Raw genomic sequence first — 18,616 nt, 5'->3', positions numbered from 1 at the left:
ATTGAAAGAGGAGTGAGAAATATCATGGCTAAAAGCAAATTGATAGTCGTTGGCGGCGGTCTTGCTGGTCTAATGGCTGCTATGAAAGCAGCCGAAATGGGCACAGAAGTTGAATTATTCTCATTAGTACCAGTAAAACGCTCACACTCTGTATGTGCACAGGGCGGAATCAACGGTGCTGTTAATACAAAAGGTGAAGGGGATTCTCCATGGGTCCACTTTGATGATACTGTTTATGGCGGGGACTTCTTAGCGAACCAACCACCAGTAAAAGCAATGGCTGATGCGGCACCAGGAATCATCCATTTATTCGACCGTATGGGTGTAATGTTCAACCGTACACCAGAAGGTTTATTAGATTTCCGTCGTTTCGGTGGTACATTAATGCACCGTACAGCATTTGCTGGTGCGACAACAGGACAACAACTTCTATACGCTCTAGACGAACAAGTTCGTAAATGGGAAGTAGAAGGCTTAGTAACAAAATACGAAGGTTGGGAATTCTTAGGACTAGTTCTTGATGACGAAGGCGTATGTAAAGGGATTAAAGCACAAAACCTTACAACTCACGAAATCAAAGCATTCCGTTCTGACGCAGTGATCATGGCAAGTGGTGGTCCTGGTATTATCTTCGGTAAATCAACAAACTCAATGATTAACACTGGTTCGGCAGCATCTATCGTTTACCAACAAGGTGCTAAATACGCGAACGGTGAGTTCATCCAAATTCACCCAACAGCAATTCCAGGTGACGATAAACTTCGTCTAATGTCAGAATCTGCACGTGGTGAAGGTGGCCGTATTTGGACTTACAAAGACGGTAAACCTTGGTACTTCTTAGAAGAAAAATATCCTGCATACGGTAACTTAGTGCCACGTGATATTGCAACACGTGAAATCTTTGACGTTTGTATTAACCAAAAACTTGGTGTTAACGGTGAAAACGTTGTTTATCTAGATCTTTCTCACAAAGATCCACATGAACTTGACATTAAGCTTGGTGGTATTATTGAAATCTACCAAAAATTCGTAGGTGACGATCCACATAAAGTACCTATGAAGATCTTCCCAGCGGTTCATTATTCTATGGGCGGTCTTTGGGTCGATTACGATCAACATACAACTATTCCAGGTCTATTTGCTGCAGGTGAATGTGATTACTCTCAACACGGTGGTAACCGTCTAGGGGCTAACTCATTACTATCAGCTATTTATGGTGGTAGTATTGCAGGTCCAAACGCTGTTAATTACATCAAAGGACTTGAAAAACATGTTGAAGATCTTCCTTCTTCAATCTACGATTCCGCAGTTGCTGAAGAACAGCAAAAATGGGATGATACATTGAAATTAGATGGTAACGAAAATGCTTATTTACTTCACAAAGAACTTGGTGAATGGATGACAGCAAACGCTACTGTTGTACGTTACAATGATAAATTAAGAGCAACAGACAATAAAATCATGGAATTACAAGAACGTTATAACAACATCAACATTAACGATACTGCTAAATGGAGTAACCAAGGTGTACAATTCACTCGTCAGTTGAAAAACATGATGGCTCTTGCTCGTGTTATTACTTTAGGTGCGTTAAATCGTGATGAAAGTCGTGGAGCACACTATAAACCAGACTTCCCAGAACGTGATGATGAAAACTTCTTGAAAACGACTATCGCGGAATTCACACCTTCTACTGAGCCTAAACTAAGCTACGAAGAAGTTGATGTTTCGTTAATTCCACCACGTAAACGTGACTATTCTGCAAAGAAAGGGGATAAATAATCATGGGACAAGCAGTTGAAACGAAATATATTACTGTAGAGATTGAACGTCAAGATACAACGGATTCACAACCATATTGGGAAAAATTCAACGTACCTTACCGTCATGGTATGAACGTAATTTCTATATTAATGGAAATTCAACGTAATCCAGTAACTGCTGATGGTAAAAATACATCTCCAGTTTCATGGGACATGAACTGCCTTGAAGAAGTTTGTGGAGCATGTTCAATGGTTATTAACGGTCGTCCTCGTCAATCATGTTCAGCGTTAGTTGACCAACTAGAACAACCTATTAAATTACAACCAATGAGCACTTTCCCTGTCGTTCGTGACCTACAAATCGACCGTAGCCGCATGTTCGATTCACTTAAAAAAGTGAAAGCATGGGTTCCAATCGATGGTTCTTATGATCTTGGTGAAGGTCCACGTATGCCAGAACGCAAACGTGAATGGGCTTATGAATTATCTAAATGTATGACTTGTGGTGTTTGTCTTGAAGCATGTCCTAACGTGAATACTCATTCTGATTTCATGGGACCAGCTCCACTTTCACAAGTACGTTTATTTAATGCTCACCCAACAGGTGCAATGAACAAAGACGAACGTCTAGCTGCAATCATGGGCGAAGGCGGTCTTGCTAACTGTGGTAACTCTCAAAACTGTGTAGTTGCATGTCCAAAAGGTATTCCTTTGACTACTTCTATCGCATCTTTGAACCGTGCTACTACAGTACAAATGTTTAAAAACTTCTTTGGTTCTGACCATATGGTTGACTAATCTATTATTGAAAAGTAACAGATTAGAAACTTTTAAAACAGCTTCACACTTTTGTGTGAAGCTGTTTTTGTGTTATTTATAGAATATTTGTGCGTGTTTGTTATTGGCAGTTTCTGTTATAATTAAATGAATAACTGTTCATTTTTCAAAGGGGGAAATACCATGCAATCATCATACATTAGTAATATGGGAGAATGGAAAAAGGGGTTTTCATTTTCAGTACCTGTGCAAGTAAGGTTTTCAGAGACTGATATGTTTGGACATATGAATAATACAGTACCAATCACATATTTTGAATATGCAAGAATCGAATTTTTAAAGTATCTTGGTTTTATGGGGAAATGGATGCAAGAAGATGAAGAAGCTATTCCTGTTGTGGCAGATATTCAATGTGATTATGTGAGGCAAGTGTACTTTGAGGAGAAATTGAATATTTTCGTTAAAATAGATAATATTGGTAACTCATCATTGGATCTACATTATTTAGCAATCAATAATAAGGAAGAGATGTGCTTTACAGGACGCGGAACCATTGTGCAAATGAACCGTCAAACTGGTAAGTCTATAAGATGGAATGAATCACAATTACAAAGTGTTCAAGTTTAAAATTTGAATAGCCGTCACCGCTTTGCTACTTCCGACATACGCTACATGGAAGAGGGGATTGGAGGGCCGCGTGTGATGAGTCATTCACATCATCGTTCATTGTTAACAAAGCGTGAACGGGAAATTTTTCAATTACTTGTAAAAGACTTTTCGACAAAGGAAATAGCCACACAACTTCACATCAGTGAAAAAACTGTGCGCAATCATATTTCCAATACTATCCAGAAACTCGGTGTGTCAGGCCGTGCACAAGCGATGATAGAGCTTCTTCGTCTAGGAGAATTGTCTTTAGGATGATTGTGCTCTTGCCATTTTCGTCAAAACACTTCACAATATAGGGATAAGTAATCCTTTTGAGGAGTGAAGGTTCACATGACAAATCAAGATCCAAAGTCCACACATGATGCTGAACAAGTAGCATTTTTGGAAAAAGAGCTTCGACATATTTCGGCATTAATTAAGCAGAAGGGTCGAGAGATATTAAGTAACTATACAATTACACCTCCGCAATTCATTGCGTTACAATGGCTTCATGAGATTGGTGACATGACAATTGGAGATTTATCAAATAAAATGTATTTAGCGTTTAGCACGACGACTGATTTAGTCGATCGCATGGAAAAAAATGCGCTTGTTAAACGTATACGTGACAATGAGGATCGTCGAGTTGTTCGAATCCATCTATTAGAAGAAGGCGAACGTATAATTGAAGAAGTGATTGTAAAACGTCAAAAATACTTAAACGACATCGTAACAGATTTTAGTGAAACAGAAGTACTAGAATTTTCAAGATTATTACACAAACTATATAACGAAATGAACCAGGATTGAGGCGGTTAACGTGAATGCTCCCATCGGAGTGATTGATTCAGGTGTTGGTGGACTAACCGTTGTAAAAGAAATGCTACGATTACTACCGAACGAATCCATATATTATATTGGTGATACAGCAAGATGCCCGTATGGACCACGTTCACAAGAACAAGTGAGAACCTTTACATGGCAAATGGCGGACGCATTGTCGAAAATGAATATTAAAATGCTTGTCATTGCTTGCAACACCGCAACTGCAGTTGCTTTAGAAAGCTTGCAAAAGAAATGTCCTTTCCCGGTTATCGGTGTTATTAACGCAGGTGCTAGAGCGGCGATTAAAGCGACGAAAAGCCATGACATTGTAGTCCTTGGTACAGAGGGTACAGTGAAGAGTGGTGCGTATGATGAGGCGCTCTATTCACTTTCGTCATCTAGTAGAGTAACATCACTAGCTTGCCCGTCATTTGTTCCTTTAGTGGAAAGTGGCGAGTACGAAGGGGAATTTGCTGACCAGTTAGTAAAAGAAAGTTTACAACCATTACATCAAACAAGTTTTGATACGGTTATTTTAGGCTGTACACATTATCCACTTATTCAGCGGAATATTGAACAGACTGTAGGTGAACACGTTAAAGTTGTGTCTTCGGCAGAAGAAACAGCTAAGGACGTCAAAGATCTACTGAGTTATCATCATTTAGCAAGAATGGAACAATTAGCACCCGAGCACCGCTTCTTTACGACGGGCTCGGTGCCGATGTTCCAATTAATTGCGAACAAATGGTTACCACTTCAAAAGATACAAGTGAAAAGAATTACTTTAAAAAAGTAATAGCGTAAATAATCATTAGTAAAAGCCCGAAATGATGGACATTTCGGGGTTTTACTATGAATAAAAACAACTTAAATGGAGGTATATCATGACAAGAAATGATGAACGTGAAAAAGACGAGCTAAGACCGATTCAAATGGACAAGGACTATTTAATGCACCCAGAAGGTTCTGTTTTAATAACAGTGGGGAATACGAAAGTCATTTGTAACGCAACGATTGAAGAAAAAGTACCACCATTTATGCGCGGAGAAGGAAAAGGTTGGGTAACAGCAGAGTATTCAATGTTACCAAGAGCAACTGAATCACGAACTCGTCGCGAAGCATCAGCAGGTAAAATCGGCGGTCGTACAATGGAAATCCAACGTTTAATTGGACGAGCTTTACGCGCAGTTGTAGATTTAGAAAAACTTGGAGAAAGAACGATTTGGATCGACTGCGATGTCATTCAAGCAGATGGAGGCACGCGTACAGCTTCTATTACAGGTGCGTTTGTAGCAATGGCAGATGCAGTGGCGAAACTTCAAGACGCGGGTAAAATTACGCACTACCCATTAAAAGACTTCCTAGCAGCAACAAGTGTAGGTATCGCAGCAGAAGAGGGAGCTATTTTAGATTTAAATTACCTTGAAGACTCAGCAGCAGAAGTGGATATGAATATTGTTCAAACAGGTAAAGGACAATTTGTGGAGCTACAAGGTACTGGTGAAGAATCTACATTCACTCGTGAACAATTGAATGAGCTTTTAGCATTAGGCGAATTAGGTGTTCAACAATTAATCAATGCTCAAAAAGAAGTGTTAGGTGAAGTAGCACTACGCATTGAACGTAATATGGAGGCGATAAAATGAAACAAGTCGTAATCGCAACGAAAAATAAAGGAAAAGCGAAGGATTTTGAAGCGATTTTTGGTCCTTTAGACTTTGAAGTCGTAACATTATTTGATGTAGCACCTGATTTAGAAATCGAAGAAACAGGAACGACTTTCGCAGAGAACGCCATTCTAAAAGCAGAAACAGTAGCTAACTTGCTTGGTGAAATTGTCATTGCTGATGATAGTGGCCTACAAATAGATGCATTAAACGGTGAACCAGGTGTTTACTCAGCACGTTATGCAGGCGATCATGATGATGAGGCAAATATGCAAAAAGCATTAAAAAACCTTGAAGGCGTAAAAGAAGAAGATCGTACTGCACGTTTTTGTTGTGCTCTGGCTATTGCGGGACCAAATCAAGAAACAACAACTGTTTTTGGTACTTGCGAAGGCTTGATATTAACAGAAAAACGCGGTACAAATGGTTTCGGTTATGATCCAATCTTCTTTGTTCCACAACTTAACAAAGCTATGGCAGAGCTAACACCTGCTGAAAAAGGAGCCATTTCCCACCGAGGTAATGCCATTCGCCTATTAGCGGGTCAATTGCCAACTTGGGTATCAGAAGTGGAGTGATAAATGATGAGAATTCTAGTAATGAGTGACACCCACAATGACGCTGCCGTTATAGAACAAGTCGTTTCGAATGTTCAGAATATCGATGCCGTGTTCCATTGCGGCGATAGCGAACTATCTTTTAATGCTGATGAATTACGTAATATGTACAAAGTAAGAGGGAATTGCGATCATGATAAACAATTTCCTGAAGACGTTATTGAAAAAATAGATGGGCAAAAAATATATATGACACACGGCCATTTATACAACGTCAAACTGACTCTATTACCACTTTCATATCGTGCGGCAGAAGTAGGTGCTAACCTCGTGTTATTTGGCCACTCACACGTGCTAGGGGCAGAGTTAATAGATGATACACTGTTTGTTAACCCAGGAAGCCTTCGCATGCCTAGAGGACGTAAAGAGAAGAGCTACGCAATCATCGATTTTGACGGTACACAGTGGCAAGTCACATTCAAAACAGAAACAAATGAAATCATTACACAAGAGAATTTTTCTATATTAAAAAAATAATGTTGACACTTTCAAATATCTGATATATACTAAGTATTGTCTTTCCCGTTGGAACGCGGGATTGCACATTTGTCTCAGTAGCTCAGCTGGATAGAGCAGCGCCCTTCTAAGGCGTCGGTCGGGGGTTCGAATCCCTCCTGGGACGTAATAAATATTCGCTGTGTACATTGGTATAACAGTGTCTATAAAAATTAGGGATTAGGTCAGGGCTTCGGTCATTGAATCTCAATCCCTTTTTTGTTACCTCAATATTTTACGTATACTAACGAGAGTATATTCCGATTTATGTGAATAAATTAGGAGTTTATAACTGAAGTCGTTAGACGCTTCTTTAGGTTAGATTCATTTGAAAAGAGCCAAGCACATTTTTTAATATGTTCATTGCTAAATGAAAATAGGGTATACTTTTATAGTCCTATGATTTGCAGATAAAGTAGGAACTTAAAATTAATTGAAAGTTTTATTGGAGGTTTATTATGAATTACATAATCAGTAACAAACAAGTATTTGAACAGGCACAGCTACGACCGGTTTCAGACGTTTCATTTAGTGAAGAAGAACTTCAAAATGGTATGAAGTTAGCTGTCTCTAAAGTTGATGAGACCCTATCTTTATATTTAGTAGATGTAGACGGGCAGAAGAAGTTCGATGTCCGTTGGGATGATTCGTCCGAACTTTTCAACGGCTGGTACTCTGCTTGGGATAATTTCTCTTGGTGCCTAAATATAGTTAATAGTCAAAAATAATCGGCCATCTGTTCATATTTACTACCTATAAATAATTAAGAAAGAGGTGAGGGATTACCTATAATACAGTAATCCTTCTCCTCTTCTTTTTCATTGTTCCCCACCAGTATTTTTGAAATCTATTCGGACATGAAGAACCAGTAACAACATTGAGCTATGCGCCAGTCTCAATAGAACGAAAGGTCGCGATTCCCAAGTATTGAAAATTTATTAAAAATGGTTTTGTTTAAATGTCTAGAAAATCCTTGTTGCACTAAAACATACATACTCTCAATCGATCTGTGACGAAAAAGATGTTTAATTTATAATAAAGTCGTATAAAAGTAAATAAAAAGAGCTCAATATTCAAATTAATGTTACAGTTAGAAAGAATAATTTAAAAGTGAGTAGGCGAAAACATGATAGAAGTAAAAACATCTCCATTAAGTGATGGAGAATTCAATAGAGGGGTATTTGCTACATGCGATATCCAAAAAGGAGAGCTATTACATGAGGCACCTGTAATTTCTTATCCAAACGAACAGCATCAATACATTGAGCAAACTATACTCGCTGATTACGCTTTTGAGTATGGGATAGGACAATCTGCTATCCTTCTTGGTTATGGAATGTTGTTTAATCATTCTTATGAACCTAATGCAACGTATGAGATCAATTTTAAAAATCATACATTTGATTTCTTTGCTTATACAGATATAAAAGCGGGAGATGAAATTCTAATCAATTATAATGGCGACGTTGATGACAAAGATCAACTGTGGTTTAATGAGGAATAAAAAGTTGTAGTGACGATTATTAACGATGCGACTTCCGAGATGAACCAACTTTATACTTTAGAAATGTAGAAAACCAATTTTTAAAAACATCTTTAATAACCATCTATCAATGTAACTGATAGATGGTTATTGTGTTTTAGGAACAAAATGAACTAACTTTAATGATTATCTTCAAACTAACTGCCATTTTACTTAAGTACATATCCCCACAAACTCTTATAATTTGCGTGTTTTTAGATAAAAGTTGTTCTTCTTGATTGATTGGAAAATTAAGTAGTTTATGACAGTGAAACATAGATAAAACATACTGTTATCAAGGGGGGCTTGGTGCTGGAGTAACTTCAGAATTTAACTTATTAACTAAAGACATACTATTGATGGTTAATAAGATTGCTTTTGCACTAGACAAATATGATTTTATATTATATAATAAATGTAATAAAATCGATTGCAAGAATACAACTAATTCACATATTACAAAGAGTAATCGTGTATTTTTTGATACTTTTTGTAATATGTGAATTTTTTCTTCTGAAGAAATATGATATTATTTAATACAATTAATGGAGGTCATTTAAATGACACAACAAGGTACAGTAAAATGGTTTAACGCAGAAAAAGGTTTTGGTTTCATCGAAGTAGAAGGCGGAAACGACGTATTCGCTCACTTCTCAGCTATCCAAGGTGAAGGTTTCAAATCACTTGAAGAAGGTCAAAAAGTTGAATTCTCAGTAGAAGATGGTCAACGTGGACCACAAGCTACAAACATCGTAAAACTTTAATTTTAATGATGTAAACATAAAAAAGAGGCATTCTTTCATTAGGATGCCTCTTTTCTGTGTGAAGTTTATCATATTGTACTGTAGATACTGCTATTGATATCCCCTTCAACGATATAGCTTTTGTGATCAAATAGAGATAGTTGCTTTTAATTAGTAAAATAAGGGGCAAAATTGAATTTTACTATTTTTTTTGTTATTTATGGATGTGTGATATCCCTATTCTATTGCGACTAGGTTGGATATGCAGTAAGTCTATCTAATGAAGAAATTGAGTGTTTTTATTATGAAGCAGTTGAATTCAAATGTTTGAAGCTTTAATAGTTGATAAAATGAAATCAATTGAAATATCAGCATCACATATTTTATGTGATGCTTTTTTGTTTATTTAAAAAAATTCCAATATCTACATTTGATTTTTTGAGAATATACAGATTTTAAGGATATAAAGATTCACTTTTTGTGTAGAGGAAATATGGGGAAGAAAAATTTTGGTATTATTTACATCGTGTATTTTGCAACCAATTTCTAGTAAAAAAAAATTAATGATACGATTAATTGTTATGTTGAAATAATTATAACTTTACCTTGATAGGTACTGACTAACGTGAAATCAATGGAATATTACAATATTAGGTATACATAAAGCGAAAATTCCAAAAAATAAATTTATATTTAGTGAATATTTATTTTCTAAGTATAGTGTTATAATGCTGAAGGAGATACTTTACATATCAGATTTATTTTGATAATATTCGTAGTGGAAAATTCGAAGATAATGACTTAAATTGATTTATTTCATTTAGATTTAGTTCTCATTTCAACTAAAATAATTTCAAATATGTAGGAGGATAAATATGAACTTTGTTTTTTTAGTTACAGGTTTGCTGTTCGTATTTGTATTGGGTTATATATTCAGTTATAACCGTAAAAACATACGGATACGTCCAATTGCTATGATGATAATAGCACAGTTAGTGCTAAGTTACTTTATTCTTAACACAACTATTGGTTTGAGTATCATTAGTGCTATATCAAAACTATTTGATACATTAATGGGCTATGGTGTTGAAGGTGTAAACTTTGTATTTGGTGGAATGGAAAATGAGCCAGGAGCAGTATTTTTCTTAAACGTATTGCTACCGATTGTTTTCATCTCTGTCCTTATTGGAATATTAAATTTCATTAAGGTACTCCCAGTCTTTATCAAATATGTAGGTATGGGTATGAGTAAATTAAATGGTATGGGTAAGTTAGAAAACTATGTAGCTGTATCATCTGCTTTGTTTGGACAATCAGAGGTTTTCTTAACTACAAAAGAGCAGTTAAATAAGATTTCTAAACGACGTTTATACACGTTGTGTACTTCTGCGATGAGTGCTGTAAGCGTTTCCGTAATTGGCGCATACATGACAATGTTAGAACCTAAATACGTTGTTGTAGGGATTATTATCAACATTTTCTCAGCATTGATTGTTGCGAATTTATTGAATCCATATGAGTTAAAACCAGAAGAAGATTATACAGTAATCAACGATGAAGCTGATCATAAAGAAAAAGAATCTTTCTTCCAAATGATTAGTGAAGCCATCATGGATGGTTTTAAAGTAGCGGTTATTGTTGGCGCTATGTTGATTGGATTTATTGCTTTAATGGCAATGATTAATAATCTATTTGATATAATATTCCATATTTCATTCCAAGAAATCCTTGGGTATGTGTTTGCTCCAATCGCTTTCATCATGGGTGTTCCTTGGTCTGAAGCTGTTGCAGCAGGTGGTATTATGGCAACTAAACTTGTAACGAACGAGTTCGTAGCGATTCTAAGTTTCCAAGATATTGCTGCAAACGTATCGGCTAAAACTGAAGCGATTGTATCTGTATTCTTAATAAGTTTCGCAAACTTTAGTTCAATCGGAATTATTACAGGTGCTGTTAAAGCCCTAAATGATAAACGAGGATCAGAAGTTGCATCATTTGGTCTGAAATTACTCTTCGGATCAACGCTTGCATCTATCCTATCTGCTACAATAGTTGGTCTGTTTATGTAATTAGCTTAGATGAATACTGTTGCGAATTTGCATTTGTTTTGATGACAGGTTCGAGCGTATTAAAAAGTCCAACCAGAGTTTTCTGGTTGGACTTTTTTTGAATTAAAAAATTAATGAAAGTCTCCAAGTTATACCATCTGGTGTGTTTTATATATAATGGAGATACTACTCAAATAGGAGGACTGAAAATGACACAATATCAATCAAGAGCAGATGTGAAGGTTGAAGAAACATGGGATCTCCAACATATTTACCCGAATATGGAGGAATGGGAGCAAGATTTTCAATCAGTTCTGAAGGATATAGAAAAACTAAAGCAATTTGATGGGAACATCAATAATGCGCAGTCACTTTACGATTATTTAACTTTAAGTGAGATGCTTGGCTCAAAGTATAGGAAGTTATATGCATATGCAATGCTTCAATTAGACTTAGACACAAGAGTACCAACATCACAAGCTTTGGTGGATCGCACTAGTCAATTAGGGCAAAAAATAAGTAGTGCCACTTCATTTTTCATGCCGTTTTTATTAAGTCTTGAGGAAGATAAACTGAAATCCTACATACAAGAGATTGAGGGGCTACGCTATTTCGAAGATGATTTATTAGAGTCCTATCGATATAAGGCACATGTACTGAATAAAGATCAAGAAGCGATTTTATCTCAGCTTGGAGAAGCGCTTTCTTCCCCGCAAAAGACGTTTGGTATGATTAATAATGCCGATATCAAGTTTGGTACCGTTACAAACGATGAGGGGCAAAGTGTTGAGCTTACCCGTGGTATGTACAGCAAATTGATGGAAGACTCAAATCGCGACAAACGAAAAGAAGCATATAAAGCGTACTATCAGCCATATTTGCAAATGAAAAACACAATTGCCAGTACATTGTCATCAGCTATTAAAAACAATGTGACGCTTGCCAAAACAAGGAATTATCCATCAGCACTTGAGAAGTCGTTGTTCTCAGATGAAGTACCGATCGAAGTTTATGAGAATCTAATCGCAGCTACAAAAGCAAACATTCAGCCGATGTATGACTATCTGAAACTCCGTAAACAAATCTTAGGTGTTGATGAGCTGCGTGCTTATGATTTAAGTGTGCCACTTATCCATGAGGCGAAAGAGGAAATTGCCTATGATGAAGCATTTTCGATCATGATTGAAGCACTAAAGCCGCTTGGTGAAGATTATGTATCTACTCTTGCTGATTTCAAGAAAAATCGCTATTACGATGTAAGGGAAACACCTGGAAAACGTTCGGGAGCTTATAATATGGGGTTATACGGTGTACATCCATTTGTTCTTCTTAATCATCGAGATGATTTAGATAGCTTATTCACGCTTGCCCATGAATCCGGGCATGCGATGCATTCTTATTATAGTTCAAAATATCAGCCACAAATCAGTGCGGGATACTCCATTTTCGTTGCAGAGGTTGCTTCAACTGTAAATGAAATTCTGTTGATTCGCTACCTATTAAAAACAACTACCGATGAAAATAAGAAGAAATATCTTTTAAATCATTTTATTGATAGCTTTAAAGGTACGTTTTTCACACAGGTCATGTTTGGTGAATTCGAAAAAATCACCCATGAGAAAGCTGAAAATGATGAACCATTAAATGCTGAAGCTTTTAGTACCGTTTATGAAAAGATTTTCCGTGAATACAATGGCGAGGATCTTGTTTTTGATGAAGAGGTGAAGTACGGCTGGTCACGTATTCCTCATTTCTATCGTCCTTTCTATGTGTACAAATATGCGACAGGCTATGCATCTGCAATCGATATTGCAGATCGAATCTTATCTGGGGAAGAAGGCACTCTTGAAAACTACTTGAACTTCCTAAAAAGCGGTAGCTCCGAATATCCGCTTGAATTATTGAAGAAAACAGGCGTGGATCTCACAAAACCAGAACCAATTGAAAATGCATTAAAAATATTTAGTGAGCTTGTAGAAGAGTTCGATAGATTGTTTCAACAAAAATAGATGTGTCATAAATGAAATGGATAGTCTTTAATTAGAGAACAGTTACATTAACTTGTAACTGTTCTTTCTTTTTTGATATTTTTTGTGATGTATCAAAAAAAATCCTTGTTCAGTTATTTCAAAAAGAAACATACGTTCCTTTTGTGGCTAAAAAAAATCCCTTTCAATATTCAAAGGATCAAAAAATATACGATAGCCATTATAAATGGTCGATAAGCCATAGCGCTGTCGATACCTATCTAAAGCGCAATATAAGTATTGAGGGGTTATTTCTAGGTACGTGCAAATGTCCTCTTCAGTTCTTTGATCAGCAACATAGCATTCAATTAGTTTGGCCAAGGAAACAATCTTCTCATAACCCCATCTTCTAGCAGTAAGTTCTAATTTTAGATTGTGGACACTTTCTAAATTCGTAATGTCTCCGTAAGTCGTTTCATAATGCCCAATCTCTTCTGCTAAAACACAATGTTTTTCGTAAAGGTTTAATCGTTTATTCACAATGATTTGATGGTCTACATAAAGTCCAGATAACCCTTTTGGCATCAACAAGGATTCTTTAAATGTTAAGTGCTTATATTGAGACATAAGTGCTTCGTATAACATAAATTCACCTCACTTTTTACGTTGTGATTTAATAAAGTCTATGTAGTTTTTAATAACCTTCATTTCTTCCTCTGTTACATCATCATCTATATGTGCTGCAATGGTTTCAATCTTTTTTTCTTTTATGGATAATTCTTTTTGAGTTTCAAATGAAGGATCAATCCTTGATTTTGCAACATTTAAGGCAACAGCCATTTTCTCTACATTGCTAATATTAATGAGCGTTTTACAATTTAAATAATCAGATAGAGTACTTTTTGATATACCAGTTAACTCACTAAGTTTGATTTGATTCAAATCGTTTTTTTTTAGTAGCTCTTTAATATTTTTGGCAATCTGCTTTTTGAGAGGTAAATCCCTATCTATCATGCTTATTTCCTCCAATCACCTAAAATAGTTAAATTAATCATAATCGATTATTTCATTATGTGCAATTAAAAATCCGGGAATAATCGGAAATATTACGAAAAAATTGCATTTAATCGTTTTACAATCCGGAAATATTCGGATAATATACAACTAATAGAAATAATGAAATGGTGGAAGCATACTAACCAAACCTAATTGGAATAATAGATGAAGCTATGCATTTTGTCATCAGCAACTTTTCAAAACACTTATAACAAAATACATTTGGGAGGTAGTAGTATGAAGCAATTTAATCGTTTAGCAAATATGGATATTATACAAAAAGAGATGCATGAAAAAGAGGATGAAATAATTCATCACAAAGGGAAGCTATTATGCAAAGTATCTCGCAAAGCTAAAGTTGGCGACTATGTTCGTTTCCATAACCTATACCGCTCATATGAATTGAAAGAACATACGATCAACGGGAAATTGTATAAAGTGTTCAAGCAAGGTGGATACGAAGATGGGGGCGTGTATTTTGATGAGGATGGCTATGAAAGAGATGTCCTTGGTTGGGAGATAGACCCGGTTCCAGATGTATTTGAAGTATGTGGTGTTTATGACAGGGCTCCATACAATGCTTCTGAAACTGCGCATAGTGAACAAGAATCGTTAACCATAAATAACCTGAAGACGATTGCAAAAAGAGTACAACAACTTCAAGTGGATAGGGTAACCCATCAACAACAAATAATCAATTATTACTTTGGATTTGAAACTGTAAGTATACAAATAACAGAAGATGCTTTTCTGTCTATTTTTACGAGCTACACACATGAAAATTACGATGGACAATATACGAAATTAAGCGCTTTGATGAATGGGGTCGAATTTTTTTGCTTGCAAGAAAAACAGACCTAAGTGATTTTTTTAAATCAGAAAGGTAAAATTTTAGTATTTGTGTTCAATAATTTTAAGTTAAATAGATATGCAATTAAACAGATGAACGAACTTCTAAATGAAAACGAAAAAATCAATGGTTACTATTTGTGAGAAGTTTTTCTACGTGGAGTAAAAGGAGAAGAAATTATTCTTCTCTTTTTTATTTATAATTTTAAGGATGGTTATACATATCAAATGGGAGACAAGAGCAGATAGGCTTGTCTTGATGAAAGAGAATTTAATTATGCCTATTATCTGGAAGTGCAAAATGTGTGAGAAAGAACTTGTAATGATTTTAATTTGAGCCAAGCAACTTTCAAGAATTATTGAGGAAGGATCTATTGGATTTCTACTAGCAAGACCCTTAGCTCTATAGAAAAAGGATTCAGAATGTCAGGAATGTAGAATGAATTAATTGTTTCACCTTTTTCTAAGGTCCATTTTTGACATTTGATATGTTAAAAGATTGATTTCCTTTTCATCTGTTCTAACTGTCTTGATTGTTCTTTAAGCAAATGTGACTGTTTGTTACTTAATCTTTGTTCTTCTTCTAATTCTTGCAACTCTGTTAATGCCGCAATAATTAATATTGCCTCACCAAGTCTTGTTTGCGATTAGGATTAATTGCTTTCATTGTCATGCCTCCCCTTGGCTATTTTGTTTTTTTAACAAGTCATAAAATTTGTCCATGGATGGTTTAAGAAAATGAGGAACTATAAATTAAGAAATAATGGTAGGTAATAAACCGTGTAAAGAATAATAGATATTTAGGTATTATTAACCAATTATAACAAAATTTAAAATAAGTATTTGATTTAGAACGCTTGTTCGTATATTATTGAGTTGTAAGTACTTACTAATAACGAACAAAGGGGATGTTAGTATGGTGAAAATCTTTATTGATCCAGGACATGGTGGGAGCGATTCAGGGGCTACAGGAAACGGAATTCAGGAAAAGGATATTACGCTGAAAATTGGGACAAAGATTAAAGACATTCTTGCAGCGGAATATAATAATGTGTCGATTTTAATGTCTCGCACAGGTGACACGTTTCCAAGTCTAACGGATCGTACAAATGCGGCAAATGCATGGGGAGCTGATTTTTTCCTTTCAGTCCATATTAACGCTGGTGGTGGAACTGGTTTTGAAAGTTATGTGTATCCAGGGGTTGGGGCACCCTCTACAACGTATCAAAATAATATTCACTTAGAAATTATGCAAGTGAATCAGTTAACAGACCGTGGCAAAAAACAATCCGATTTACATGTTTTACGCGAATCGAATATGCCTGCACTATTAACAGAGAACGGATTTATCGATACTGTAAGTGATGCTACAAAGATGAAAAATGATACGTGGATTGCAAATGTAGCTCGTGGGCATGTGAATGGTTTAGTTAAATGCTTTAATCTACCGCAGAAGGACTCGGCGACTTATCATACGGTTGTTTCAGGTGATACGGTTTATTCATTGAGTGTAAAATATGGTAGCACAGTAGCTCAAATCAAAACGTGGAATAATCTTGATAGCAACTATACGATTTATTTAGGACAAGTATTAAGAGTGAAATAGCAAAAAAATATCAAAAAAGCGCATCCGATAGGGTGTGCTTTTTACCTACTCAGGAAAGGTGGAGACTAAACATTGGAGAAAATCGTAGAGGGCGATCATCTTTTAGATAATCATGAGGGGCGTATAGAACAGTTAGAAGTGAATGACTTAGACAAAGAAAAACGTTTGCGTGCAGTGGAGCAATCTTATCTGAAACTAGAAAATACGATACTACAAGAAAATCGAGATACACGTCTGTTATGAAGTTGGAGGGCTAGGGGATTTTTAGTCATTTTTTATGGGAAATATATTATTTCATATGAATGCATAGCATTGACAGTAATTTACTGACGTTCTTTGATAGAGAGATTTGATTGAAAATGAATGCACGCAATTCAAAACTGAAGTGAACTACTTGAACCATGAAGAAAAGTGAGAATTGACAGAGAAAATACAGCATATACTATTGGACCAATACGAAATTCACAAAACTTTAACATAGTAGAAAAAGGGGGGGGAGTATGCAAAGTAGGCTTTCTTTAATTGTGAAAGTATTCATGCTCATGGTTAGTTTTTTATTATTTGGCCAGACGATTGATGCTGGTACTCAGGATTTAAATCTATTAAGAGAAGATATTGAAAAGATTGTAAAGGAACAGCTTGACGGAGCAGAAGTGAGTATTTCTGTGCGGCAAAAGAATTCTGGGCGTTTGATCTATTCATACAAAGGTGGTCAAGCTATCAAACCAGCATCAAATATGAAATTGTTGACTTCAGCAGCCGCTTTAGATGTACTAGGAAATAATTATCAGTTTAAAACACAATTGTTTACGAACGGTAAGATCACAAATGGTTTTTTAAAGGGGGATCTGTACATAAGGGGTGAAGGGGACCCGACTTTAATGAAAGAAGATTTGGAACAGTTTGCAGGGAAGTTGAAAGCTAAAGGTGTTCATACTGTGGATGGACATTTAATTGGTGATGATACGTGGTTTGATAGTGATTTACTAACGCCGGGTATTGTATGGGATGATGAACCGTATTATTACGCAGCTCCGATTACAGCATTAACAACTTCTCCTAATACTGACTATGATACGGGAACTGTTATCGTGGATGTGTCGACAGAGTCCATGGATACACCACCTACTGTTAAAATCTCACCTTATATTGGTGAAATGGAAATTATTAACAAAGCAATGACGGTCAAAGAAACTGATGAGAACACATTGGATATTACGAGATTATACAAATCCAATCAAATTGTCATTAGTGGAAATTTGCCAATAGGTAAAACGGGGCGAGAGTGGATTACAGTGAAAAATCCGACCATACACACATTATCTTTGTTTCAATCAGTTTTAGAAGAAGCCGGAATCCAATTTATAAATGGTAATACGCTTAAAGTAATGAAGACGCCTAAAAAGACTACTTTGCTAGCAGAAAAAAGATCAATGCCATTAAAAGAGATTATGATTCCATATATGAAACTTAGTAATAATGGGATTGCCGATATTTTAGTGAAAACAATAGGGCAAGTTGAAAAGCATGAAGGAAGCACGAAAGCTGGTTTGAAATTTGTAAAATCGTACGGCAAATCATTAAAACTTGATATGAAAGCATGGGACTTTGAAGATGGTTCAGGCATGTCACATAAGAATAGTGTATCTAGCAATGCATTAACTGATATGCTTTACAAAGTTCAAAAAGAGAAAAGCTGGTACCAAACGTATTATACTAGTTTACCTGTAGCGGCAAATGCTGAACGAATGGTAGGAGGTTCGTTGCGTAATCGTTTAAAAGACCCATTAACGGCAGGTAAGGTTATTGCCAAAACAGGTTCTCTAAATGGGGTCAATACTTTAAGTGGATATGTGCAAGCAGATAGTGGTGAGTGGTACATTTTTAGTGTTCTTGTACAAAATAAGGAAGATACCATTCCGGTCATTGATAAAATAGTAACTACTATGGCGAAAGAATTATAATAAAATTTAGCACCTTCTAATGTATTTTTTAATTCTTTAGAAGGTGCTTTCGTATGTATTTTATTTTTC

Annotated in this window: 20 protein-coding genes and 1 tRNA gene; 19 read left to right on the top strand and 2 right to left on the bottom strand. The window is 35.8% G+C overall.

Translation table 11 applies throughout. The features are described from left to right. Positions 1-24: 24 nt before the first annotated feature. The 15 genes from sdhA (at position 25) to pepF (ending at position 13,114) form a co-directional block, all read left to right on the top strand. Entirely contained in the window at positions 25-1,782 is a 1,758-nt protein-coding gene (gene sdhA, locus ACQKM9_RS06025; RefSeq protein ID WP_427733492.1) for a succinate dehydrogenase flavoprotein subunit, read from the top strand. 2 nt (positions 1,783-1,784) lie between these two features. Further along, the gene (gene sdhB, locus ACQKM9_RS06020) at positions 1,785-2,561 is read left to right on the top strand and encodes a succinate dehydrogenase iron-sulfur subunit (RefSeq protein ID WP_038187616.1); all 777 of its coding nucleotides are present in this window, start codon (positions 1,785-1,787) and stop codon (positions 2,559-2,561) included. A gap of 162 nt (positions 2,562-2,723) precedes the next feature. Continuing rightward, entirely contained in the window at positions 2,724-3,167 is a 444-nt protein-coding gene (locus ACQKM9_RS06015; protein WP_427733491.1) for an acyl-CoA thioesterase, read from the top strand. Positions 3,168-3,242: 75 nt separating this feature from the next. After that, positions 3,243-3,464, top strand: a complete 222-nt coding sequence (locus ACQKM9_RS06010) for a helix-turn-helix domain-containing protein (protein ID WP_038187611.1) — start codon at positions 3,243-3,245, stop codon at positions 3,462-3,464. Between the two features lie 75 nt (positions 3,465-3,539). Further along, the gene (locus tag ACQKM9_RS06005; RefSeq protein ID WP_427733490.1) at positions 3,540-3,998 is read left to right on the top strand and encodes a MarR family winged helix-turn-helix transcriptional regulator; all 459 of its coding nucleotides are present in this window, start codon (positions 3,540-3,542) and stop codon (positions 3,996-3,998) included. A gap of 10 nt (positions 3,999-4,008) precedes the next feature. Next, positions 4,009-4,809 carry a glutamate racemase gene (gene racE, locus ACQKM9_RS06000; RefSeq protein ID WP_427733489.1) on the top strand — a complete coding sequence of 267 codons (801 nt, stop codon included), beginning with the start codon at positions 4,009-4,011 and terminating at the stop codon, positions 4,807-4,809. 88 nt (positions 4,810-4,897) lie between these two features. Further along, on the top strand, positions 4,898-5,659 hold the full coding sequence (gene rph / locus ACQKM9_RS05995; protein WP_427733488.1) for a ribonuclease PH: 762 nt from the start codon (positions 4,898-4,900) through the stop codon (positions 5,657-5,659). Further along, positions 5,656-6,258 carry an XTP/dITP diphosphatase gene (locus ACQKM9_RS05990; protein WP_427733487.1) on the top strand — a complete coding sequence of 201 codons (603 nt, stop codon included), beginning with the start codon at positions 5,656-5,658 and terminating at the stop codon, positions 6,256-6,258. Before rph ends, ACQKM9_RS05990 begins: the two co-directional genes overlap by 4 nt. Before the next feature lie 3 nt (positions 6,259-6,261). After that, a complete protein-coding gene (locus tag ACQKM9_RS05985; RefSeq protein ID WP_427733486.1) occupies positions 6,262-6,774 on the top strand; it encodes a metallophosphoesterase in 513 nt (170 codons plus the stop codon). A 71-nt stretch (positions 6,775-6,845) separates the two neighbouring features. Continuing rightward, a tRNA-Arg gene (locus ACQKM9_RS05980) sits at positions 6,846-6,919 on the top strand. 331 nt (positions 6,920-7,250) lie between these two features. Continuing rightward, entirely contained in the window at positions 7,251-7,520 is a 270-nt protein-coding gene (locus tag ACQKM9_RS05975) for a hypothetical protein (RefSeq protein WP_427733485.1), read from the top strand. Between the two features lie 398 nt (positions 7,521-7,918). After that, positions 7,919-8,296, top strand: a complete 378-nt coding sequence (locus ACQKM9_RS05970) for an SET domain-containing protein (protein WP_390009729.1) — start codon at positions 7,919-7,921, stop codon at positions 8,294-8,296. 578 nt (positions 8,297-8,874) lie between these two features. Further along, positions 8,875-9,078: a cold-shock protein gene (locus tag ACQKM9_RS05965; protein ID WP_427733484.1), complete on the top strand. Its 204-nt coding sequence runs from the start codon at positions 8,875-8,877 to the stop codon at positions 9,076-9,078. Between the two features lie 854 nt (positions 9,079-9,932). Beyond that, positions 9,933-11,126 (top strand): NupC/NupG family nucleoside CNT transporter, encoded by a 1,194-nt coding sequence (locus ACQKM9_RS05960; RefSeq protein WP_427733483.1) that lies wholly within the window; start codon positions 9,933-9,935, stop codon positions 11,124-11,126. A gap of 188 nt (positions 11,127-11,314) precedes the next feature. Then, complete coding sequence (gene pepF / locus ACQKM9_RS05955; RefSeq protein WP_427733482.1) at positions 11,315-13,114, top strand: oligoendopeptidase F; 1,800 nt, start codon at positions 11,315-11,317, stop codon at positions 13,112-13,114. Positions 13,115-13,261: 147 nt separating this feature from the next. Here pepF and ACQKM9_RS05950 read toward each other — a convergent pair whose 3' ends face one another. Next, positions 13,262-13,717, bottom strand: a complete 456-nt coding sequence (locus ACQKM9_RS05950; RefSeq protein WP_427733481.1) for an ImmA/IrrE family metallo-endopeptidase — start codon at positions 13,715-13,717, stop codon at positions 13,262-13,264. A 9-nt stretch (positions 13,718-13,726) separates the two neighbouring features. Next, complete coding sequence (locus ACQKM9_RS05945; RefSeq protein WP_427733480.1) at positions 13,727-14,086, bottom strand: helix-turn-helix domain-containing protein; 360 nt, start codon at positions 14,084-14,086, stop codon at positions 13,727-13,729. A 279-nt stretch (positions 14,087-14,365) separates the two neighbouring features. Here ACQKM9_RS05945 and ACQKM9_RS05940 point away from each other — a divergent pair, with 279 nt between their 5' ends. The 4 genes from ACQKM9_RS05940 (at position 14,366) to dacB (ending at position 18,547) form a co-directional block, all read left to right on the top strand. After that, a complete protein-coding gene (locus ACQKM9_RS05940) occupies positions 14,366-14,989 on the top strand; it encodes a hypothetical protein (RefSeq protein WP_427733479.1) in 624 nt (207 codons plus the stop codon). A 904-nt stretch (positions 14,990-15,893) separates the two neighbouring features. Beyond that, entirely contained in the window at positions 15,894-16,583 is a 690-nt protein-coding gene (locus ACQKM9_RS05935) for an N-acetylmuramoyl-L-alanine amidase (RefSeq protein WP_427733478.1), read from the top strand. A 72-nt stretch (positions 16,584-16,655) separates the two neighbouring features. Then, complete coding sequence (locus tag ACQKM9_RS05930; protein ID WP_427733477.1) at positions 16,656-16,826, top strand: hypothetical protein; 171 nt, start codon at positions 16,656-16,658, stop codon at positions 16,824-16,826. Between the two features lie 257 nt (positions 16,827-17,083). Then, positions 17,084-18,547 carry a D-alanyl-D-alanine carboxypeptidase/D-alanyl-D-alanine endopeptidase gene (gene dacB, locus ACQKM9_RS05925; protein WP_427733476.1) on the top strand — a complete coding sequence of 488 codons (1,464 nt, stop codon included), beginning with the start codon at positions 17,084-17,086 and terminating at the stop codon, positions 18,545-18,547. Positions 18,548-18,616: the final 69 nt, after the last annotated feature.

Origin of the sequence: Viridibacillus sp. NPDC093762, from assembly GCF_050279675.1 — a bacterium.
Taxonomy (GTDB): Bacteria; Bacillota; Bacilli; order Bacillales_A; family Planococcaceae; genus Viridibacillus.
The sequence above is the reverse complement of the archived record's forward strand: the minus strand, read 5'-3'. Positions and strand labels throughout refer to the sequence as shown.